We start from the raw sequence: 21,167 nt of genomic DNA, 5'->3' as shown, positions 1-21,167 counted from the left end.
CGTCCCACCACAGAGTGGTTGTTAAGCCGACTGTTCCTCAGTTTGTATCCAGGTCCACGTTCCTGGTTTCCCGCAGGCAGATCATGCCCACCACCAGGCTCACCCCGGTGATCACCACCGGGTACCACAGCCCATAGAAAATATCCCCGGTGTAAACCACCAGGGCGAACGATACGGTGGGCAGGAAGCCGCCGAACCAGCCGTTGCCGATGTGGTAGGGCAGGGACATGGAGGTGTAGCGGATACGGGTCGGGAACAGTTCGACCATCAGCGCCGCGAGCGGGCCGTAGCACATCGCTGAAATGATGATCAACGCCACGATCAGTGCAACGATCATTGGCCGGTTGATCTGCTGGGCGTCGGCCTGTTGCGGGTAGCCCGCCAGGGTCACTGCACCGCGCAGGGCGGCTTCGTCATAGCCATCGATCTTCACGTCACCGACGCTGACCTGCACATTGCTGCCGGCCGGGGCCGCGACGCTGCTGTAGGGCAGGCCTTGCTTGACCAGGAAGGTCTTGACCTTGTCGCAGGGGCTGTCGAAACGCGCCTTGCCCACTGGGTCGAACTGGAAGGTGCAGGTGGCCGGGTCGGCAACCACGGTGATCGGCGCTTGCTGACTTGCCATGTCGATGGCCGGGTTGGCGTAGTGGGCCAGTGTCTTGAAGATCGGGAAGTACAGCACCGTCGCCAGCAGCAGGCCGAGCATCAGCACTGGTTTGCGTCCGACCTTGTCCGACAGCCAGCCAAAGAAGATGAAGAACGGCGCGCCGATCACCACGCTGACGATCAGCAGGCTGTTAGCCAGCGCCGGGTCCATCTTCAGAAATTGGGTAAGGAAGAACAGCACGTAGAACTGTGCGGCGTAGAAGGTCACTGCTTGGCCAGCGTTGATGCTGAACAGGGCGATCAGCACCACCTTCAGGTTTTCCCATTTGCCAAAAGATTCGCGGATCGGCGCCTTGCAGCACTTGCCTTCTTCTTTCATTTTCACGAAGGCCGGCGATTCGTGCAGGCTCAGGCGAATCCAGGTGGAAATGCCCAGCAGCAGGATCGACAGCAGAAACGGAATGCGCCAGCCCCAGACTTCGAACTGATCACCGGTGAAGTAGCGACAGCCCAGCACCACCAGCAGCGAGAGCAACAGCCCGAGGGTGGCTGTGGACTGAATCCAACTGGTGTGAAAACCGCGCTTACCCGTTGGTGCGTGCTCGGCGACGTAGGTGGCCGCGCCGCCGTACTCACCGCCCAGGGCCAGGCCCTGAAGCATGCGCAGCAGCACCAGGATGATCGGCGCGGCGATGCCAATGCTGGCGTAGTTGGGCAGCAGGCCGACGCAGAACGTCGCCAGGCCCATGAGCACGATCGTTGCCAGGAAGGTGTATTTTCGCCCGATCATGTCCCCCAGCCGTCCGAATACCAGCGCACCGAACGGCCGCACGATGAAGCCGGCGGCGAACGCCATCAGGGCGAAGATGAACGCCGTGGTGTCGTTGACCCCGGCAAAGAACTGCTTGCTGATCACCGCCGCCAGGGCGCCGTAGAGGAAAAAGTCGTACCACTCGAACACCGTCCCCAGGGACGAGGCGAAGATGACTTTCTGGATTTGCTGGCTGGTGCCGGCGCTGCGCGTGGCTTCCAGGGGCTGAACATGTTCAGACATAGCGGTATCCCTCACAGTGATTGTTTTTGTTGTTCCACTGTCGACGCCGGTTTGGCGTCTCCTGCTTTGATACTTTCCTTGATTACACACATTCCCCTGTGGGGGACTCTGTTGTTCTTCAGACCGTGGCAGTCTCCTTCTGGATCGTGGTGTTCCTGGTGTCCGACTCAAGCATCAATTGCGCCGCCTTCTCAGCAATCATCAGCGTCGGCGAGCAGGTGTTGCCCGAGGTGATGCGCGGCATGATCGAGGCGTCGGCGATGCGCAGGCCTTTGACGCCGTGGACCCGTAATTGCGCGTCCACCACGGCGTCGCGGTCCTGACCCATGCGGCAGGTGCCCACCGGGTGGAAAATCGTCGTGCCAATGCGGGCGGCGGCCTGGTGCAGCTCTTCTTCGGTCTGCAGGCTTGGCCCCGGCAGGTATTCCACCGGTTTGAAGGCGCGCAGGGCCGGGGACGCGACGATGCGTCGGGTCAGGCGGATGGCGTCGGCGGCGATGCGCAGGTCTTCGGGGTGGCTCAGGTAATTGGGCTGGATTAGCGGCGCCTCGTGTGGGTCGGCCGAGCGGATGTCGACCCGGCCACGACTTTGCGGGCGCAAGTCGCAGACCGACGCGGTGAACGCCGCGAAGGTGTGCAACGGTTCGCCGAAGCGTTCCAGGGACAACGGCTGCACGTGGTATTCGAGGTTGGCCGACGTCTGTTCCGGCCCCGAACGAGCGAACGCGCCGAGCTGACTGGGGGCCATGGACAGCGGGCCGCTGCGGTCGTACAGATAGCGCAGGCCCATGCCCATCTTGCCCCACAGGGTGCCCGCGATCTGGTTCAGGGTGCGGGCATTTTCCAATTGATAGATCAGCCGCAGTTGCAGGTGGTCCTGCAAGTTGCCGCCCACCCCAGGCAGTTCATGAACCACGCCGATGCCCAGGCGCTGGAGCAGGCTGCGCGGGCCAATCCCGGAGCGCTGGAGGATGCCCGGTGAGCCAACGGCCCCGGCGCACAGCACGATCTCTTTGCGGGCTGTGAAGGTCATGCCTTTGCCTTGCCAGCGGGCGCTGACCGCGTGCGCCCGGTCGTCACGCAACAGTACGCGGTCGGCTTCGACGTCGGTCAATACCGTGAGGTTGGGGCGCTGGCGAATCGGTTTGAGGAAGGCCTTGGCGGCGTTCCAGCGTACCCCGGCTTTCTGGTTGACCTGAAAATAGCCGCAGCCTTCATTGTCACCACCGTTGAAGTCGTCGACGCTGGGGATGCCGCTCTGTTCGGCGGCGCTGCGGAACGCATCGAGAATCGGCCATGAAAGGCGCTGGCGTTCGACCCGCCATTCTCCGGCAGCGCCATGGAACTCGGACGCTCCAGCGAAGTGGTTTTCGCTCTGTTTGAACAGCGCCAATACGTCTTTCCAGGCCCAGCCAGGATTGCCCTCGGCGGCCCAGCCGTCGTAGTCCGTGGCTTGGCCGCGCATATAGATCATGCCGTTGATGGAGGAGCAGCCACCCAATACTTTGCCGCGCGGGTAACTCAGGGCGCGCCCTTGCAGGCCCGCTTGTGCTTCGGTCTTGAAGCACCAGTCGGTGCGCGGGTTGCCGATGCAGAACAGGTAGCCGACCGGGATGTGGATCCACGGATAGTTGTCGCGCCCACCGGCTTCGAGCAGCAGCACCCGGTGTTGCGGGTTGGCCGAAAGTCGGTTGGCCAGCAGGCATCCGGCGGGGCCGGCACCCACGATCACGTAATCGTATTCATCGACGACAGGTTGCATCCGCGACCTCATTTTTTGTTTTTGTGGGATCCATCCTAGTTGTTAGTTTTCGTCAAAAGAATGTTAGTTTTTGCGCAGCAGCTGTGCGTTTTTAAACAGTCATGCCTTCAGGCTTATTCAAGGATGGTCCATGTTTGACTGGAATGACCTACGCTACTTTCTGGAACTGCAACGCAGCGGCCGTTTGCTGACGGCCGCCCGGCGCCTGAACACCACTCATGCCACGGTGGCCCGGCACATCGAAGCTATCGAAAAAAGCCTGGGCACCGCGCTGTTTGTCCAGCACGCCCAGGGCTATGAACTGACCCCGGCCGGCGAGGCGCTGCTCAAGCACGCCGAGGCCATGGAGAACGTGGCGTTGCTGGCCCAGGAAGATATCACCCAGTCCAGTGCGCCCCTGGGCAAGATCCGGCTGGGGGTGACCGAAGGGCTGGGCATCATGTTCCTGGCCAGTCGCATGGACGGGTTGTTCCAGCGTTACCCGGGGCTGGAAGTGGAACTGGTGGCGGTGCCGCGGTTTGTCAGCATCCTCAACCGTGAGGCGGAAATCAGCATTCACCTTGAACGCCCGGCTGCCGACCTGCTGGTGACCCGCAAACTCACTGACTACAGCCTGGCGCTGTACGCCAGCCAGGCCTATCTGGATCGCTCGCCACCGTTGCGCAGCCGCGAGGACCTGGCCCGCCACGCCTGGATCGGTTACGTCGATGACCTGCTGTTCAGCCAGGAGCTGATGTTCCTCAACAGCTTTTGCCGTAACCCTCGGGTGGTGTTTCACAGCACCAGCGTCATCGCCCAGCAACAGGCCGCGCGCTCGGGGCTCGGGATCGCCGTGCTGCCGTGTTACATGGCCAGCAACGACCCGGCGCTGGTGCCCTTGCTGCCGGACGAAACCATCTGCCGCAGCTACTGGATCAGCACCCGCCGCGAACTGCACAAGTCCGTGCGCCTGCGCGTGCTGTGGGATTACGTGGTGCAGTTGTGCGAGCGCGAGCAAGGGCTGCTACTGCCTTAGCCGAGCAGCCCAATCTTCTGCCAGGCCAAAAACCTGTGGCGAGGGAGCTTGCTCCCTCGCCACAGGTTGCCTGGCCGCTCAAGCCCCCTTTTATGGCCCCCAATGACCTCAAGCAGACGCGGTGCGTGCCTTAGTGTGGGAACTGCCTGATCCACAACAAGAAACGTGCATTCATTGCACCGCCCAAGAGGGACGCCATGCCGGCAAAGACTCCAATGCCCCGCTTCAGTTGCCTGCTTCACGCCACAACCATCGTACTGCTCGGCGCGCTGCTCGCAGGGTGCGGCGAAGAGGCCAAAACGCCTGTGCCCACTGCAATCACGAGCATGCCCGCCGACGCGGCGCTGGCCCAGGTCTACGACAACAGTTGCAAGCTCTGCCATGCCAACCCCGGCGCCGGAGCGCCCTTGACTGGCGATGCCAACGCCTGGGCGCCACGGGTGGCCCAGGGCGCCGATACCCTGCTGGACCACGCGATCAACGGCTACAACGGCATGCCGCCGATGGGCTTGTGCATGCACTGCTCCGAAGAACAGTTCCTGGCCCTGATTTCCTTCATGTCCGGCCAACATTTCCAATAACAAGCATGGGTACTACGGCATGACGATGGACTACTCACGGCGCCAGTTGCTGCAACGCGGCGGCGTTGTCGCAGCCTTCACGGCGTTGCAAAGCCAGGGCGCCCTGGCCGACCTGCTGCGCGCCCCGCGACTGATCCCGTGGCGCAATTGGTCCGGCGCACAAAGTTGCCTGCCGGCGGCGCGCCTGGCGCCCAAGGATCTCGATGAACTGGTACAAGTGGTGACCCGTGCCGAAGGGCGGATCCGTCCGGTCGGTTCCGGTCACTCCTTCAGCGCGCTGGTGCCCACCGACGGAACCTTGCTGTCGCTGAGTTTTTTCAGCGGTCTGCTGGATCACGACGCGGCCAGCCTGCAGGCCGAGTTCGGCGGCGGCACGCCCATGTCCCGCATGGGCCCGGCACTCAAAGCCATCGGCCAGGCCCTGCCCAACATGGCCGACGTGGATTACCAGACCCTGGCTGGGGCTATCGCCACCTCGACCCACGGCACCGGCAAGGCCTTCGGCTCGTACGCGTCGCAGGTCGTCGGCCTGCAATTGGTGACGGCCAGTGGCGAGGTTCTCGATTGCGACGCCAACCGTCACCCCGAGGTCTTCAAGGCAGGTCGGGTGTCCCTCGGCGCGCTGGGGCTGGTGACCCGTGTACGCCTGCAGAACCGCGCGGCTTATCGGTTGCGTGAGCGCCAATGGGTGGCAAAAACCGAAGAGCTACTGGAGGATCTGGAAACCAACACCCGAGACAACCAGCACTGGGAAATGGAAGTCATCACCCATTCTGACTATGCGTTGTCGATTGCCCTGAACGAAACCACCGACCCGGCCACCCCGCCCATCAGCCCCGAGGAGGAGGGCGGTAACGAATTCGTCACCCTGATCGAAAAACTCGACAAGTACGGCAGTGACTTTCCAGAAACCCGTCGAACCTTGCTCAACAGCCTGCGGCTGCTGGCTAGTTTCGATGATCGGGTTGGCGATTCCCATAATATCTACGCCAATGCCCGCACCGTGCGTTTCAACGAGATGGAATATTCCGTGCCGGCCGAGCACGGCCCGGCGTGCCTGCGGGAGATTCTCAAGCTGATTCGTGACAAGGATCTGCGCACCTGGTTTCCCATCGAATACCGCTATGTGAAGGCCGACGACATTGCCCTGAGCATGTTCGAAGGCCGGGACAGTTGCTCGATTTCCGTGCATCAGCACTACCAGATGGACCATCACAATTTCTTCGCCGCCATCGAACCGATTTTCTGGAAATACCAGGGTCGCCCGCACTGGGGGAAACTGCATACCTTGAACGCGAAGGCGCTTGAGGCGCTGTACCCGCGCTGGAATGAATTCGCCCAGGTGCGACAAGCCCTGGACCCCGGCGGAAAATTCCTCAATGGGCACCTTTCATCGATTCTGGGGGTGAGCTGATGGGCTTCAATCGTCGTGGGTTCCTGGCCGGGACATTGGGCGCCGGCGTGTTGCTGGCCGGTGTCGGTGCCTGGTTGCGGCCGCAGGACCGGGGCGGGCCGTACAGCGATTATTTCCGCCAGTTGAACCGCGAACTCAAGGCTCACGGCCCCATGCGCCCGGTGATGGTGATTGACCTGGATCGACTCGATCACAACATCGACGTGGTGAAGGCCTCGGTCCGGCGCACCGGCAAGCAACTACGGCTGGTGGAAAAATCCCTGCCATCGCCCGGGCTGCTGAACTACATAGGCCAGCGGGCCGAGACAGGGCGGTTGATGTCGTTCCATCAGCCGTTTCTCAATCACGATGCGTTGCAGTTTCCTGAGGCCGACATCTTGCTGGGCAAGCCCCTGCCGGTGCGTAGCGCCGAGTTGTTCTATCAGCTTCACAAAGGGCCGTTTGACCCGTCGCGCCAGTTGCAGTGGCTGCTCGACACCCCCGAACGCCTTGAGCAATACCGCGCCTTGGCCCAGGGGTTGGGCACCCGTTTGAGGGTCAATATTGAACTGGACGTAGGCCTGCACCGGGGCGCAGTGGCCGACGATGCCACCCTGGACGCGATGCTCAAGCTGATCCGCGCCCATCCGGCGCAGTTGGAGTTTGCCGGGTTCATGGGCTACGACCCGTTCGTGGGCATGGGCGTGCCCGAGTGGCTGGCCACACCTGAAACGCTGCTGGCCCGGGTCATGGCGATCTACAACGCACGGGTGGATTTCGTCCGTCTGCGTTATCCCGACCTGTGGCATCCGGGGCTGACCTTCAACACTGCCGGCAGCCCCAGTTATCGCCTGCATGAACAGGAAAGCCTGAGCACCGAAGTCTCGGTGGGCACCGCCATGCTCAAGCCCAGCCATTACGACCTGCCGTCGTTGAGTGAGCACGTGCCGGCGGCCTACATCGCCACGCCGGTACTCAAGAGCACTGGCGCGGTGAACATTCCGGCGCTGGACGACAAGTCACGGGTTTTCTCCTGGTGGGACGTGAATCAGCGAGCCACCTTTTTCATCTACGGCGGCAACTGGATGGCCGACTTCGAATCGCCGTCAGGCTTGAAAAGCAACAGCCTCTACGGTCGCAGTTCCAACCAGGAAATGGTCAACGGCTCCGAAGCGGTGGGGCTGGCGGTGGAGGACCAGGTGTTCCTGCGACCGACCCAGACCGAGTCGGTGCTGTTGCAATTTGGTGATTTGCTGGCGGTGCGCGAAGGGCGGATTGTCGAGAGCTGGCCGGTTTATAGCTGATTCAGTCCTGCCGGATACAAAAAACTGTGGCGAGGGAGCTTGCTCCCGCTGGGTGGCATAGCCGCCCCAAATGACCCGACGCAATCTTCCAGGTAGACAGCGTCAGCCGGTTTTACGACGGCTGCGCCGCCGAGCGGGAGCAAGCTCCCTCGCCACAGGTCTTGAAGCCCTTCAAAACGCAAACGGAATACTGACCCTGGCCCAGAGCATTTCGCCTTCGGCGCGGTTTTCCAGGGCGAATTCCTTGGCCCAGCGGATTTCGGCGCTGGCGTATTTGAGGAAGGTCAGGTGCAGTGCCGGGCCCGATGGCGAATACCTGGCCGCGCGGCGGCCAGGGTCAGGTTTTTGCCCTAGCGGCAACAGGTCCGAGCCATAGAAATAAGCTGTTCGCCGCCGACAGGGCAGGGTATTGGCGGCCACACAGGGGACTTGCGCGGCCAGATTTGAGCGCCCGATTCACCGGGCCATGCTAACGTTCATAAACCCACCGGTTACAAAAACGCCTCCTAACGTGCTCCGGAACCCGCCTATGCAGATGAAAGTCATCGACCCCACCTATGAATTGGCGCTGGTGTCGCCGTTTCTGCTGCAAACCCTGGCCGAGGTGGTGACGAACAAAGGCTTCGATGCCACCAGCCTGTGTCGCGGCCTGGGCTTTGGCCTCGACGATCTGCAAGATCCCGTCCAGCGAATTTCCCACCGCCAGGCCGTGGTCATGATTCAGCGGGCGCTCAAGTTATTGCCCGACCAGGGCTTGGGATTGTGGGTCGGCAACCGCAACGTACTGGGCACCCTGGGCTTGTTAGGGCACGTCTTGTCGTTGTGCGAAACGCTGCGCGATGCTTTTGCCCTGGGGGTTCGTTATCAGCACACCACCGGCAGCATCGCGGTCTCCAGTGTCGAAGAAGCCAGTGACTGGGTCATGGTCGAGGCGAGTTGCCGACTGCCTTTTGCCGAGGTGCAGGTATTTGCGGTGGAAGAGTTCTTCGCCAGCCTGATGGTGTATGGCCGGGCGCTGGCGGGGCCTGATTTCAGGCCCCAGGCCGTGGAGTTCATGCACGCCGCGCCACCCTATGTCCAGGAGTACCAGCGGGTATTGGGGCCGGACGTGCGCTTCGGTTGCCGGCACAATCGCATGCTGGTCGATGTCCGTTGGCTGGACCTGCGTTTGCCTAATCACCACCCGCTGGCCTTGCGTCAGGCATTGGCCTTGCTGGAGCAGGAAGCTGCACAGGTCCACCAGAAGATCGATCTGATCCAGGCCGTGGAGCGAGCGATTGCCCGGGACCTGACCCGCGGCAGCCAAATCGAAAAAATCGCCAGCGACCTCAACATGAGCAGCCGCACCCTGCGCCGACGCCTGACTGGGCACGGCCTGACCTTCGAGGTCTTGCTCGAACAGGTGCGTCGTGGCCGGACACTGAACCTGTTGGCCAACCCCGAGTTGTCCATCGAGCGCATTACCGAAGAAGTCGGCTACAGCGATGTGCGCAGTTTTCGCCGGGCGTTCCGGCGCTGGACCGGGATGAGCCCCAGCGCATTTCGCAGCGAGGGGCACACACAGGTGTAGTCGGGACGGCCCCTGTCGGCTCCAGGTGATTGACTGACTGGCGGTGCTTGTCAGAAAAAATCGACAGGAGTACAAATGTACTCCATGACGACTCTCACTCCTCGCCGTACCGCCATCCTGACCTTCATCCGCGAACGCATCGCCGACCAGGGCCAGCCCCCCAGCCTCGCTGAAATCAGCGAAGCGTTCGGTTTCGCCTCTCGCAGCGTGGCGCGCAAGCATGTGCTGGCGCTGACCGAAGCCGGCTTTATCGAGGTCAACCCACACCAGGCTCGGGGCATCCGGTTGCTGAACCAGCCGCCGCGTCCCGAGCTGTTGGACGTGCCGGTGCTGGGGAGGGTGGCCGCCGGCCTGCCGATCGGCGCCGACGCCGAGGTCCACAGCCGCCTGATGCTCGACCCGGCGATTTTCACCAAGGCGCCGGATTACTTGCTGCGGGTCCAGGGCGACTCAATGATCGAAGACGGCATTCTCGACGGTGACCTGGTGGGCGTGCAGCGCACCCCTCAAGCCTCCAACGGGCAAATCGTCGTGGCGCGGCTCGACGGTGAAGTCACGATCAAGCGCTTTGAGCGAATAGGCGAGCGGGTGCGTTTGCTGCCGCGCAACCCGGCCTATCAGCCGATCATCGTCGAAGCCGACCAGGACCTGGCCATCGAAGGCGTGTTCTGCGGCTTGTTGAGGCAAGGTTGATGGGCGCTGTCGTTGCGCTGGACACGCTGTTCAACGGGGGCCAGGTCTGGAAGGGCCGGCCTGCGCCCCCGGCGGCCAGCCCGCAACCCACCGGTCATGCAGCGCTGGACGCGGCGTTGCCCAGTGGCGGCTGGCCGGAAGCGGCGTTGACGGAATTGCTCATCGGCGCACCGGGCGTGGGCGAGTTGCAACTGGTGTGGCCGACCCTGGCGCGGCTGTCGGCAGCGGGGGAGCGGATCGTGCTGGTGGCGCCACCGTTCGTGCCCTATCCCCAGGCCTGGCAGAACGCCGGGGTCGACCTGCGCCAGTTGTCGGTGATTCAGGCCGATGAGCGCGATGCCTTGTGGGCCACCGAACAATGCCTGCGTTCGGGCAGTTGCGGCGCGGTGCTGTGCTGGCCCCGCCAGGCGGATGACCGGGCTTTGCGCCGCCTGCAAGTGGCGGCGGAAACCGGCCAGACCCTGGCGTTTGCCTGGCGCTCGATCCAGGAAGCCATCAACCCGTCTCCGGCGGCCTTGCGCATCGCCATTGATGCCCGGCCTGCGCAATTGCGAGTGCTCAAGTGCCGAGGCGGGCTGGCCCGCTCGGCGCCGATTGCTTTCGCCACGCTCACCGCACATACCGGGTACTGAGGTTGCGATGCGCTGGGTCTGTATTCTCTTTCCGCAATTGGCGCTGGACGCCGCGCTGCGTCAGCGCCCCGATCCCGACGAGCCCCTGGCCCTGCTGACCGGCCCGTCCCAGCGCCGAGTGCTGCAAGCGGTCAATGGTCCGGCACGGGCCCTGGGTTTGCGCCCTGGCCAGACCATGACCGCCGCCCAGGCCCTGAGCAAAGGTTTTGTCACCGCCGAATACGACGCCGCGCAGATCGCTCACTGGCAACAGTTTCTGGCGGCCTGGGCCTACCGTTTCAGTTCCCAGGTCAGCGTGCATTACCCGCGCACGGTGCTGTTCGAGATCGAGTCGAGCCTGGGCCTGTTCGGTCCTTGGCCGGTGTTTGAGGCGCGGCTGCGGGCCGAGCTGACGGAACTGGGGTTTCGCCATCGCATCGTCGCCGCCCCGAACCCGGTGGCGGCGCGGGTGCTGGCCAATGCTTATGACGCCTTGGTAGTGCCCGATACCGAGGCCTTGCAAGCGTACCTGGGGCAAATGCCGGTGGACCGGATTGGCCTGGCGCCCGACGTGGCTACGGCATTGTCGCGCATGGGCCTGCGCCGCCTGAGCCAGGTCCAGGCCTTGCCCCGGCATACCCTGGCACGGCGTTTCGAAGCCCAGGTGCTCAAGCACCTCGACGGGCTGACGGGCAGCCGCACCCTGGCGCTGTCGTTTTACCTGCCGCCGGACCGTTTCGATGTGCGCATCGAGCTCAACTACGACGTGCAGTCCCATCAGGCGCTGCTGTTCCCGTTGCGCCGGTTGACGGGCGATCTGTCGGCCTTCCTGTGCGGTCGCGACAGCGGCGTGCAGCGTTTTGATCTGCATCTGGAGCACGCCGGGTTGCCGGACACGGTGATCAAGGTCGGTCTGCTCAGTGCGGAGCGGGATTGTTCGATGCTCTTCGAACTGGCCCGTGGTCGGTTGGAACAGGTGCAGGTCGAGGCGCCGGTGCGCGGTTTTCGCTTGTGTGCCGAAGACCTGCCGAGTTTCGTGCCGCAGCGTCTGGAGCTGTTCGATGAGCGCCCCCAGCAGTCCTTGCCCTGGGAACAGTTGCGCGAACGGCTGCGCGCGCGGCTGGGGGATGAAGCGGTGCAGGGCCTGGGGTTTCGCGCCGACCATCGCCCTGAGTGCGCCTGGCAGATGACCCCCCAGCCGCGGTTTGAGGCATGTCCGGTGCGCGATGGCGTGCAGCGTCCCGGCTGGCTGCTGGGCGAACCCCAGGCGCTGCAGGCGGGCCAGGCGCGAATCCTCATGGGCCCGGAACGCATCGAGTCCGGCTGGTGGGATGGCGCCGACGTACGCCGCGATTACTACCTGATCGAGACCCGCGCGGGGCAACGAGGCTGGGCTTATCGACCGGTGGGCGAGGGCGGGCCGCTGTGGCTTCAGGGGTGGTTCGCATGAGCGTCGAATATGCCGAGCTGCATTGCCTGTCGAACTTCAGCTTCCAACGCGGCGCCTCCAGTGCACTGGAGCTGTGCCGCCGGGCCAGGCAAGAGGGTTATCAGGCCCTGGCGATCACGGACGAGTGCACCCTGGCCGGGATCGTCCGGGCCTGGCAGGCCGCCAAGGAACTGGGCCTGCACCTGATCGTCGGCAGCGAGGTCCAGATCGAGAACGGTCCGAAACTGGTGTTGCTGGTGGAGAACCTTGAAGGCTATCAAACCTTGTGCCGGCTGATCACCCGCGCCCGGCGGCGCAGCGAGAAGGGTCGCTATCGCATTGTGCGAGAAGACTTCGACGAGCCCTTGCCGGGGCTGCTGGCGTTGTGGGTGCCCGATGGCAAAGACGCCGAAGAGCAGGGGCGCTGGCTCCAGCAGATCTTCGCCGGGCGCTTGTGGCTGGCGGTCCAGTTGCACTGTGGGCAGGACGACCGGCGTCGGCTGACGGACTTGCTGGCGCTGGCAGACCGCCTGAACCTTGCGGCCGTCGCCAGCGGCGATGTGCACATGCACGTGCGTGGCCGGCGCGCCTTGCAGGACACCATGACCGCCATCCGGCACCACGTCACGGTAGCCGAGGCCGGCCAGCGCCTGCATCCCAACGGCGAACGCCACTTGCGCAGCCTCCAGGCCCTGGCCGATCTCTACCCCCGGGCCTTGCTCGACGAAACCCTGAACATCGCTCGGCGTTGCACTTTCGACCTTGGGCAGTTGCGCTATCAATACCCGCGCGAACTGGTGCCTGAGGGGCATGATCCGGCGTCCTGGCTGCGGGAACTGACCGAGCGCGGCATGCGCGAGCGCTGGAAAGAGGGGGTAGAAGACCGGATTCGGCGGCAGATCGACGATGAATTGCAGCTGATCGCCGAACTGGGTTACGACAGTTATTTCCTCACCGTGCAGGACATCGTCAGCTTCGCCCGCAGCCGGCACATTCTCTGTCAGGGGCGTGGTTCGGCGGCGAACTCGGCGGTGTGCTACGCCCTGGGCATTACCGAAATCGACCCGAGTCGTACCCGCATGTTGTTTGAGCGATTCTTGTCCCGGGAGCGCAACGAACCGCCGGATATCGACGTTGATTTCGAACACGAGCGGCGAGAAGAAGTGCTGCAGTACGTGTTCCAGCGCTACGGTCGTCATCGCGCGGCGCTGACCGCAGTGGTCAGCAGTTACCACGGTGCCGGGGCGGTGCGGGACGTCGCCAAGGCCCTGGGCCTGTCGCCGGATCAGGTCAACGCACTGGCCGACTGTTGCGGTCGCTGGAGCGACGAGGCTCCGCCAGTGGAGCGCTTGCGCGAAGGCGGTTTCGATCCAGACAGCCCGGTGCTGCGCCGGGTCCTGAGCCTGACCCGGCAATTGATCGGTTTTCCCCGGCATTTGTCCCAGCACCCTGGCGGCTTCGTGATTTCCGAACAGCCCCTGGACACCCTGGTGCCGGTGGAAAACGCCGCCATGGCCGAGCGCACCATCATCCAGTGGGACAAGGACGACCTGGACGCGGTCGGGCTGCTCAAGGTGGATATTCTGGCCCTGGGCATGCTCAGTGCGATTCGACGTTGTTTCGACTTGATCGAGCAGTACCGCGGGCAGCGCTACACCTTGGCGTCGTTGCCCAGTAAAGACCGGGCTACTTTTGAAATGATGACCCGCGCCGACACCATCGGCGTGTTCCAGATCGAATCACGGGCGCAGATGGCGATGTTGCCTCGCCTGAAACCCGAGACGTTTTATGACTTGGTCATCGAAGTGGCAATCGTTCGACCGGGGCCGATCCAAGGCGGAATGGTGCACCCGTACCTGCGGCGCAAAAACAAAGAAGAGGCGGTGACTTACCCCTCTAAAGCGTTGGAGGAAGTGCTCAAGCGCACCTTGGGTGTTCCCTTGTTTCAAGAGCAGGTCATGCAGATCGCCATCGTCGCGGCCGATTACACCCCCGGCGAAGCGGACCAGCTGCGTCGCTCCATGGCCGCCTGGAAACGCCACGGCGGGCTGGAACCCCATCGTGAACGGCTGGCGGCGGGGATGAAGAAAAACGGCTATACGGCCGAATTCGCCGCACAGATCTTCGAGCAGATCAAAGGCTTTGGTAACTACGGTTTTCCCGAATCCCATGCCGCCAGTTTTGCCTTGCTGACCTACGCCAGCAGTTGGCTCAAATGCCATGAACCGGCGGCGTTCGCCTGTGCCCTGATCAACAGCTGGCCCATGGGTTTCTACAGCCCGGACCAGATTCTGCAGGATGCCCGTCGGCATCAATTGCAGATCCACCCGGTGGACGTGCGCGCCAGTGACTGGGATTGCAGCCTCGAACCCATGGAGGGTCGGCAACCGGCGATTCGCATGGGCCTGCGCATGGTCAAAGGCTTTCGTGAAGACGATGCCCGCCGTATCGAGGCGGCCCGCCGGCATCGGGCTTTCAGTGATGTGGCCGACTTGGGCGAGCGCGCGCAACTCGATGCCCGGGCTCAGGAACGATTGGCCGATGCCGGTGCCTTGCGTAGTCTGGCCGGCGATCGCCATCGCGCCCGCTGGGAAGTCGCCGGGGTGCAGAAACAGTTGGGCTTGTTCGCCGGTTTGCCCAGCCAGGAAGAACCGCCCGTGGCCTTGCCAACACCCACGGTGGGAGAAAACCTGTTCGCCGATTACGCCAGCCTTGGTACGACACTGGGCCCTCATCCGCTGGCCTTGCTGCGCGCCGAACTGCGAGGCCGGCGTTGCCGCAGCTCACGGGAACTGCAGGACGTGGAGCATGGCCGCAACGTCAGCGTCGCCGGGCTGGTTACCGGCCGCCAACGCCCGGGCACGGCCAGCGGCGTGACCTTTGTCACCCTGGAAGATGAGTTCGGCAACCTCAACGTGGTGGTCTGGCGCGATTTGGCCGAGCGCCAGCGCAAAACCCTGGTGGGCTCGCAACTGCTCAGGGTTGACGGGCGTTGGGAACGCGTCGGTGAGGTCCGCCATTTGATTGCCGGGCGCTTGAGCGACTTGACCGAATTGCTGGCGGGCATCCAAGTGCATAGCCGCGATTTCCGCTGAAACCCGTTGCACACTGCACCCTCGCCACAAAGATTTGCGCCATGACCTCACCATGAAACCAAACGCCAACGCAGTGCTCGAAGCTCTGATCGCAAGGGACTTGTGCATGCCGATTCCTTGCAGGCATTTCGAGGTTGAGAGTCGACCCATGCAGTTCTTATCCCAAAATCACGGATGTCCCGGTTGGGGCGGTGAAATGGCCGGGCGTATCCGGGCGTTCGATTGGAGCCAGACCGAACTGGGCACCATCGAGCACTGGTCTGCCAGTTTGCGCAGTGCTGTCCAATTGCTGCTGGCCTCGCCGCTGCCAATGGTGATGTTGTGGGGCCGCCAGGGCTTCATGATCTACAACGATGCTTATGCCGAGTTCGCCGGCGGTCGTCATCCGTACCTGCTGGGGTGCGCGGTGGAGCTGGGTTGGCCGGAAGTGGCCGAGTTCAATCGTCATGTGCTGGACGTATGCCTGGCCGGTGGCACCTTGTCCTATCGCAACAAAGAGCTGGTACTGCTGCGCGATGGCAAGCCCGAAGATGTGTGGATGGACCTCTTATTACAGTCCGGTGCCCGACGATGATCAGTCGCCGACGGGCGTCCTGGCGATCGTGGTGGAAACCACCGAACATGTGCTGACCGAGCGGGCCCGGCAAGAGGCGGAGCGCAGTTACCGCGCCGTCAATGAACGCATCCAGCTGGCTCTTTCGGCCGGGCCATTGCTGGGCTCTTTTGTCTGGGATATCCAGGCCGACACGCTGTCCGGCGATGAGCGTTTCGCCCGTACCTTCAACTACCCGCCAGGCTGTTCGCTGGATGCACTGCCCGTCGAGATTGCCCGCCAGAGCATCCATCCGGATGACCAGGACGAAGTCAACCAACGGGTCGAGCTGAGCTTGCGCACGGGTACAGCTTACAGTGCAGAGTATCGGGTGCGTCGCTCTGACGGTGATTACCTGTGGGTGTTGGCCAGCGGTCGATGTGAGTTCGATCCCTTGGGCAGGCCCCTGCGTTTCCCCGGGGTGCTGATTGACATTAACGAACGCAAGACCGCCGAAGCGTCGCTGCTCACGTTCACCCACGATCTGGAGCAGCGCGTCGGCGATGAAGTACAAGCGCGGCTGACGGCTGAAGAACAACTGCGCCAGTCGCAGAAACTCGAGGCCATTGGTGGGCTCACCGGCGGTGTGGCCCATGACTTCAACAATTTGCTGCAAGTGATCGCCGGCAACCTGCACTTGCTGGCCCGCCACGAGCCCAACAACCTCAACGTGCAACGGCGGGTCAGCGCCTCCATCGAAGCCGTGGAGCGGGGTGCCAAGCTGTCCTCGCAAATTTATGAGGCCCTGGGCGAACTGCTGCAACGGGCCCTGGGCGAAACCATCCAGATCGAAGTGACTTTGCCTCAAGACCCCTGGTGCATTCACGTCGATCGCAATCAACTGGAAAACGCCCTGTTGAACCTGGCGATCAATGCGCGCGATGCCATGGGCGGCGAGGGCACCATTGGCATGATCAGCGAGAACATCGTGCTCGACGAATTCTCCTGTGTCGGCAAGGGCATCCCGGCGGGGGACTATGTACGCCTGTCGGTGATTGATCGCGGTGCAGGCATGCCGTCTGAGGTCCTGAATCAAGTGTTCGAACCGTTCTTCACTACCAAGACTGACGGCCAGGGCACCGGGTTGGGGCTGAGCATGGTGTTTGGGTTCGTCAAACAAAGTGGCGGCCATATCGAGATTTCCAGCGACCTGGGCGAAGGCACCCGGGCGCAAATGTATTTTCCCCGCAGCCACCATGCTGAAAGCCCGGAGGAGGTGCAACACCGTCCTCTTCAGCCCGGCGAACAGGAGACCATTCTGGTGGTGGAAGACAACGACGAGGTGCGCAGTGCGTCAGTGGAACTGCTGGAGCAGTCCGGCTATCGGGTTCTCACCGCCGCCAACGGCGACGCGGCCATGAAACTGCTGCTCGAGGGCGCCTCGGTGGACCTGATCTTCACCGACGTGGTCATGCCCGGCCTGATCAAGAGTTCCGACCTGGCGGCGTGGGCCAAGGTGCAGAATCCGCCGGTGCCGGTGCTGTTCACCTCGGGCCACACCCAGGACATCATCTCGCGCAATCACCAACTGAGCCCCGACACTCATTTGCTGAGCAAACCCTATGGCCCGGACGCGTTGACTCAGATGGTCCGGTCGGTGCTCAGCGGTTGATCGTGGCGCCGCAAACAAATGGAACCGAAGCCGTTGTGTCACCTTCGAATGAACAAGGCCGGTCATCAAACCGACCCTGTCAAAACGAGGTGTCTATGAACGACGATCCTGCAAACACCCAGCAACAAGGCCAGACGCAAACCCCATCCCCACGTAACGACTCGGCCATCGATCCCCAGGCCCCGGCCGACCCATCGAGCGCCCAGCCGGTCAGCCCCGCCGGAGCGAATCAGGCTCAAAGCGCTGACAGCGAGGTCGATCAAAAAAATCATCATCAGGACAATGACAACACCTTCAGCCCTGGCTTCGAACCTGACCCGGATCGGCCGAAGTCCAATGACAGTACTGATGCTGATATTGATACCGATGGTGGCTAGGGATATCTATCTTTTATGGGCGCTGGATTTCGGAGGTTTGGGTGTATATCCGTTGCTGCGGTAACGGATATACACACCACCCAACCCCAAAAAAGCGGCGCTTTCCCTACCTGGGAGAAGCGCCGCTTTCCTTAAGTGAACAACATCACGACTCAAACATTACTTGCTTGGGTGAGCAGCCTGCAGTTTCTTGGCTGCATCCAAGTGATGCTCCAGGGCTGGCAGCATCTTCTGGGCAAACGCCTTCAGCTCAGTGTTGCCAGGCTTCTTGTCGTCCGTCACGGTGTCGGCTTCTTTCTTGAACAGGGCGATGGTTTCTTCGTGGGCCTTCACTTGGTTGTTGGCGTAGGCCGCATCAAAAGACTCATCGCGCATTTCGAGGATTTTCTCCTTGGCCTGCTTCACCAGCGTGGTGTCGTCGGGTACTTCGATGTCGTGTTTTTTCGCCAGCGACATCAATTCCTCATTGGCCTTGGTGTGGTCGGAGATCATCGTGTTGGCAAACGCCTTGACGTCCGCCGAGGCGCTTTTTTCCAGCGCCAGTTTGCTGGTCTCGATTTCCGCGATGCCACTGGCCGCCGCGTTCTCGACGAAGTCGTTGGAAGTCGCGGCCCAGGCCATGCCCATGCTGGTGCTCAGGGCAACTGCCAGGCCGAGTTGACGCAGGGTGAATCCGTCCATAGGTAAGTCTCCACGCGGGTTGAAAGAGCGATTCTTTTCGTCTCTGTTCAGTGGAGAGCAGCGCGCCGGCAAAGGTTTGATCGCAAAACGTCGTGGTACGACGAACGGTCACCGCTGGTCGGATTGGCGGTCGACAGAACCCCATCGGCAAGGCCATCCTGAAATTGACGAGCGCCATAAAAGGCGTCTGCCGTCGTCCCACCAAAGGAGGTGTTCCATGCCGGTGCCACACGATTTGTGCCAGGATCTCAAATGCACAAAAGACCACATCCAGAAAAAACGCAGCGAGGATCCAAGGCTCGACTCGTTACTTCACAAATACTCCCAACTTGATGCCGAGGTGGTGGACGCCGAGAAGCCATCATCTGCCGCGCTATCCGACGATGCCCTGGAGACGCTCAAGAAGAAACGATTGCTGGTCAAAGACGAGATCGCGGCGAAGTTGCAGGTGTAGCCATTAGACCGGTCTGCTTGTGAAGGGCCCTTTGCGCTGCAAAGGGCCTTTGGACTGTAAGCGGCTTTTGTGGCGAGGGAGCTTGCTCCCGCTGGGCCGCGAAGCAGCCCCATTCAAACGACACTGTCAGCTTTCAGGACTGTTACGCGCTCCAATGGGGATAAATCCCCTCGCCACAAAACCGATTTTTTCGGACTCAAGGCACCGTTTGCAGGGCCGCCGCCAATGGCAGCCGGGCCATGTGATCGGCCTTCAACGAGCCGAAATACAGCCAGTCGCCATACTCGCGCACGGTGGTGATGGGGGCATAGCTGTCCTTTGCGGTGTCCTGCAAATTGGCAATGACCTGACCTTGCAGATCCAGCCCGAGCACGAAGGCGCGCTTCTCCACCGGTTTGGGCAAGACCATTAATGCCCGGACAATCATCTTGCGCACAAAAGGGTGTCCGGCTGTGCCGTCCAGCAGCCCGCTGCGCGGCGCATAGAGGGCCACCCAGAAGCGGTCACGACCATTGAAACTGAGGTTGTCCGGCAATCCCGGCAGGTTATCGATGAACACATCCTGGGTGCCCGCTTTTGGCCCTTTGAGCCAGTAGCGGGTGATGCGATAGGCCCCGGTTTCGTTGACCAGTACAAAAGCATCGTCAGGCCCCAGGGTGACGCCATTGGCAAACTCCAGCTGTTGCAGCAGTACGTCGGTCTTGCCGGTCTGGAAGTCATAGCGCAACAGGCGCCCGTCGCCGCCGTGCTCGATGATCGCTTCGCTGTCATGGCCATAGCCCCAGCGGCTGGAGGCATCGCTGAAGTAGGCGTAATGCCCCGGGCTGTCGACAGCGACGTCATCGGTGAAACCGTAGGGCAGGCCTTTGGCTTCGGTGCTCAAGGCGACCAGGTGGCCCTTGGCGTCCAAGGCCAGCAGACCCTTGACGGCGTCTGCGATGATCAGCAAACCGCTGGGATGCCGCGCCAGGCCCAAGGGCCGGCCGTCGGTGTCGGCCAATACATCGAGGGTTTTGCCGTCCAGGCCGGTGCGCACAACGCGCCCGTCGTGCAGCCCGGTAATGAGAAACCCGTCTTCCAGCAACAACGCTTCAGGCCCGGAGAGGGGCGCTCGTGCGGTGCTCTCGACACGCTTGAGCGCACCGTTCTCGGCATAAGGACCGTTGCTCAATGAGGGCGCGGGCGCTGGGGTCCAGGCACGCGGTTGAACCTTGGTCGGCATCAGGAGCAGGAAAACGGCGACGAGGATTGCCAACCCCAGCAGCACGGTGCGAAGACGGATCATTAAGCGTCCCCCGCAATCGTCGGCGGTTTTCGCTTAAGCGATGACGGGGGCATGGGGACGATGTTGATGGGGTGTGGCGGGTGGGTCATGGCGTTCTCGTTTTTGTTAGTGGCCATTGAACAACATACATTGGCGATGAATTAAAACGCCAGGATGCACTGCAAATCTGTCAGGTCAGCGGATCCCAGCGCTGGGACCAGTCGCTGCCGGTTGCAACGATCTCGCGCAGGACTTCGAAGGCCTGCTGCAACGCCGCCGAATCCCGGTCCCGGGAGTAGACCAGGTAGGTCGGGTAGTTGAACTCCGGGGCCTTGGGCACCCGTTCCAGGATGCCGCTGTCCAGGTAGCTCTGCACGACCCGGGTGCGGAAGTAGCCGCTGCCGCCGTTCTCCAGGATGTACTGCAAGGCCAGCGGGCCAAGGTTGAAGGTCACGGCGGCCTTGGCTTTGTCCGGCAGGGCGGTGTCGTGCTGGCGGCGGAAGTCAGCGCTCCAGTCGATATACACGTAGGGCTCGGGACGGGAGGCCAGGCGCACCAGGATCAGTTTTTCTTCCAGCAACTGCTCCACCTGCAACCGCGGCCAGTATTCGGGCTGGTAGACCACCGCCGCATCCAGCAGGCCCAGTTCCAGCTGTTGCAGCAGTTTTTCGCCGTCGCGGATGTCCATGCGCAGGGCATGGCCGGGGATCTTCTGGCGCAGCTCTCGGGCCCAACTGAGCATCAACGGGTTGCACAGGCTGACCTCGCCACCGATGTGCAACACGTTGCGATAACCCTCAGGCAGTGGCAGGTCCCGGCGGGCCGCTTCCCAGGTCTGCACGAGCTGGTTGGCGTAGACCACGAAGGCTTCGCCGTCGGCGGTCAACCGCGCGCCGGCACGATTGCGCACGAACAGCGCGCAACCGAGCTGGCTTTCGAGCTTCTGTACCCGAGCGGTAATCGCCGTCTGGGTGACGTGCAGCTTGTCGGCCGCTGCGGCCAGACTGCCGTGGCGAACGATTTCCAGAAAGGTGCGGGCGAGGTCGATGTCCATGTTCAGGCCGATGCGGGGGG

At 62.5% G+C, this 21,167-nt stretch carries 16 protein-coding genes and 2 pseudogenes; 12 read left to right on the top strand and 6 right to left on the bottom strand.

Translation table 11 applies throughout. The features are described from left to right. Positions 1-37: 37 nt before the first annotated feature. Together ACA047_RS18585 and ACA047_RS18580 are read right to left on the bottom strand one after the other, a co-directional pair. A complete protein-coding gene (locus ACA047_RS18585) occupies positions 38-1,660 on the bottom strand; it encodes an MFS transporter (protein WP_497351744.1) in 1,623 nt (540 codons plus the stop codon). Between the two features lie 118 nt (positions 1,661-1,778). Next, positions 1,779-3,422 carry a GMC family oxidoreductase gene (locus ACA047_RS18580; RefSeq protein WP_497351742.1) on the bottom strand — a complete coding sequence of 548 codons (1,644 nt, stop codon included), beginning with the start codon at positions 3,420-3,422 and terminating at the stop codon, positions 1,779-1,781. A gap of 130 nt (positions 3,423-3,552) precedes the next feature. On the opposite strand from ACA047_RS18580, the gene ACA047_RS18575 reads away from it, so the two are divergent. The 4 genes from ACA047_RS18575 (at position 3,553) to ACA047_RS18560 (ending at position 7,715) form a co-directional block, all read left to right on the top strand. Continuing rightward, positions 3,553-4,437 carry a LysR family transcriptional regulator gene (locus ACA047_RS18575; RefSeq protein WP_497351740.1) on the top strand — a complete coding sequence of 295 codons (885 nt, stop codon included), beginning with the start codon at positions 3,553-3,555 and terminating at the stop codon, positions 4,435-4,437. A 197-nt stretch (positions 4,438-4,634) separates the two neighbouring features. After that, positions 4,635-5,018: a c-type cytochrome gene (locus ACA047_RS18570; protein WP_497351738.1), complete on the top strand. Its 384-nt coding sequence runs from the start codon at positions 4,635-4,637 to the stop codon at positions 5,016-5,018. 19 nt (positions 5,019-5,037) lie between these two features. Beyond that, positions 5,038-6,432 carry a D-arabinono-1,4-lactone oxidase gene (locus tag ACA047_RS18565; RefSeq protein WP_497351736.1) on the top strand — a complete coding sequence of 465 codons (1,395 nt, stop codon included), beginning with the start codon at positions 5,038-5,040 and terminating at the stop codon, positions 6,430-6,432. A 74-nt stretch (positions 6,433-6,506) separates the two neighbouring features. Then, complete coding sequence (locus tag ACA047_RS18560) at positions 6,507-7,715, top strand: DSD1 family PLP-dependent enzyme (RefSeq protein WP_497360440.1); 1,209 nt, start codon at positions 6,507-6,509, stop codon at positions 7,713-7,715. 171 nt (positions 7,716-7,886) lie between these two features. Here ACA047_RS18560 and ACA047_RS18555 read toward each other — a convergent pair. Further along, positions 7,887-8,040 (bottom strand): annotated as a pseudogene (locus ACA047_RS18555) (transporter); the annotation flags it as partial. A gap of 204 nt (positions 8,041-8,244) precedes the next feature. Between ACA047_RS18555 and ACA047_RS18550 the strand changes: the two are divergent. From ACA047_RS18550 to ACA047_RS18520, 7 genes and pseudogenes are all read left to right on the top strand, one after another. Continuing rightward, positions 8,245-9,285, top strand: a complete 1,041-nt coding sequence (locus ACA047_RS18550; protein WP_497351734.1) for an AraC family transcriptional regulator — start codon at positions 8,245-8,247, stop codon at positions 9,283-9,285. A gap of 75 nt (positions 9,286-9,360) precedes the next feature. Then, entirely contained in the window at positions 9,361-9,978 is a 618-nt protein-coding gene (lexA, locus tag ACA047_RS18545) for a transcriptional repressor LexA (protein ID WP_232200205.1), read from the top strand. Next, the gene (gene imuA, locus ACA047_RS18540) at positions 9,978-10,610 is read left to right on the top strand and encodes a translesion DNA synthesis-associated protein ImuA (RefSeq protein ID WP_497351731.1); all 633 of its coding nucleotides are present in this window, start codon (positions 9,978-9,980) and stop codon (positions 10,608-10,610) included. Before lexA ends, imuA begins: the two co-directional genes overlap by 1 nt. 7 nt (positions 10,611-10,617) lie before the next feature. Further along, on the top strand, positions 10,618-12,039 hold the full coding sequence (locus ACA047_RS18535; RefSeq protein ID WP_497351729.1) for a Y-family DNA polymerase: 1,422 nt from the start codon (positions 10,618-10,620) through the stop codon (positions 12,037-12,039). Further along, positions 12,036-15,113: an error-prone DNA polymerase gene (locus ACA047_RS18530; protein WP_497351727.1), complete on the top strand. Its 3,078-nt coding sequence runs from the start codon at positions 12,036-12,038 to the stop codon at positions 15,111-15,113. The genes ACA047_RS18535 and ACA047_RS18530 overlap by 4 nt, the downstream gene beginning before the upstream one ends. Positions 15,114-15,309: 196 nt before the next feature. After that, positions 15,310-17,317 (top strand): annotated as a pseudogene (locus ACA047_RS18525) (hybrid sensor histidine kinase/response regulator). Between the two features lie 95 nt (positions 17,318-17,412). Continuing rightward, positions 17,413-17,694 carry a hypothetical protein gene (locus ACA047_RS18520; RefSeq protein WP_497351725.1) on the top strand — a complete coding sequence of 94 codons (282 nt, stop codon included), beginning with the start codon at positions 17,413-17,415 and terminating at the stop codon, positions 17,692-17,694. A 159-nt stretch (positions 17,695-17,853) separates the two neighbouring features. Here the strand turns inward: ACA047_RS18520 and ACA047_RS18515 are convergent, their stop codons facing one another. Next, complete coding sequence (locus ACA047_RS18515) at positions 17,854-18,375, bottom strand: DUF4142 domain-containing protein (RefSeq protein ID WP_497351723.1); 522 nt, start codon at positions 18,373-18,375, stop codon at positions 17,854-17,856. Between the two features lie 217 nt (positions 18,376-18,592). On the opposite strand from ACA047_RS18515, the gene ACA047_RS18510 reads away from it, so the two are divergent. Then, positions 18,593-18,829, top strand: a complete 237-nt coding sequence (locus tag ACA047_RS18510; RefSeq protein ID WP_497351721.1) for an HP1242/YdcH family protein — start codon at positions 18,593-18,595, stop codon at positions 18,827-18,829. Positions 18,830-19,025: 196 nt separating this feature from the next. Here the strand turns inward: ACA047_RS18510 and ACA047_RS18505 are convergent, their stop codons facing one another. Both ACA047_RS18505 and ACA047_RS18500 read right to left on the bottom strand, forming a co-directional pair. Further along, positions 19,026-20,114 (bottom strand): SMP-30/gluconolactonase/LRE family protein, encoded by a 1,089-nt coding sequence (locus ACA047_RS18505; protein WP_497351719.1) that lies wholly within the window; start codon positions 20,112-20,114, stop codon positions 19,026-19,028. 169 nt (positions 20,115-20,283) lie between these two features. Continuing rightward, positions 20,284-21,147 carry a LysR family transcriptional regulator gene (locus ACA047_RS18500; RefSeq protein WP_497351717.1) on the bottom strand — a complete coding sequence of 288 codons (864 nt, stop codon included), beginning with the start codon at positions 21,145-21,147 and terminating at the stop codon, positions 20,284-20,286. Between the last annotated feature and the right edge of the window lie 20 nt (positions 21,148-21,167).

The organism is Pseudomonas sp. LBUM1664 (genome assembly GCF_059695895.1).
Note: the sequence above shows the minus strand (reverse complement) of the source record. Positions and strands in the feature narration are given on the sequence as shown.

Excerpts from the sequence above, each read along its gene's own strand:
- ACA047_RS18585 (WP_497351744.1), bottom strand. The coding sequence starts at position 1,660 with ATGTCTGAACATGTTCAGCCCCTGGAAGCCACGCGCAGCGCCGGCACC.
- ACA047_RS18580 (WP_497351742.1), bottom strand. The coding sequence starts at position 3,422 with ATGCAACCTGTCGTCGATGAATACGATTACGTGATCGTGGGTGCCGGC.
- ACA047_RS18575 (WP_497351740.1), top strand. The coding sequence starts at position 3,553 with ATGTTTGACTGGAATGACCTACGCTACTTTCTGGAACTGCAACGCAGC.
- ACA047_RS18570 (WP_497351738.1), top strand. The coding sequence starts at position 4,635 with ATGCCGGCAAAGACTCCAATGCCCCGCTTCAGTTGCCTGCTTCACGCC.
- ACA047_RS18565 (WP_497351736.1), top strand. The coding sequence starts at position 5,038 with ATGACGATGGACTACTCACGGCGCCAGTTGCTGCAACGCGGCGGCGTT.
- ACA047_RS18550 (WP_497351734.1), top strand. The coding sequence starts at position 8,245 with ATGCAGATGAAAGTCATCGACCCCACCTATGAATTGGCGCTGGTGTCG.
- lexA (WP_232200205.1), top strand. The coding sequence starts at position 9,361 with ATGTACTCCATGACGACTCTCACTCCTCGCCGTACCGCCATCCTGACC.
- imuA (WP_497351731.1), top strand. The coding sequence starts at position 9,978 with ATGGGCGCTGTCGTTGCGCTGGACACGCTGTTCAACGGGGGCCAGGTC.
- ACA047_RS18535 (WP_497351729.1), top strand. The coding sequence starts at position 10,618 with ATGCGCTGGGTCTGTATTCTCTTTCCGCAATTGGCGCTGGACGCCGCG.
- ACA047_RS18530 (WP_497351727.1), top strand. The coding sequence starts at position 12,036 with ATGAGCGTCGAATATGCCGAGCTGCATTGCCTGTCGAACTTCAGCTTC.
- ACA047_RS18520 (WP_497351725.1), top strand. The coding sequence starts at position 17,413 with ATGAACGACGATCCTGCAAACACCCAGCAACAAGGCCAGACGCAAACC.
- ACA047_RS18515 (WP_497351723.1), bottom strand. The coding sequence starts at position 18,375 with ATGGACGGATTCACCCTGCGTCAACTCGGCCTGGCAGTTGCCCTGAGC.
- ACA047_RS18510 (WP_497351721.1), top strand. The coding sequence starts at position 18,593 with ATGCCGGTGCCACACGATTTGTGCCAGGATCTCAAATGCACAAAAGAC.
- ACA047_RS18505 (WP_497351719.1), bottom strand. The coding sequence starts at position 20,114 with ATGATCCGTCTTCGCACCGTGCTGCTGGGGTTGGCAATCCTCGTCGCC.
- ACA047_RS18500 (WP_497351717.1), bottom strand. The coding sequence starts at position 21,147 with ATGGACATCGACCTCGCCCGCACCTTTCTGGAAATCGTTCGCCACGGC.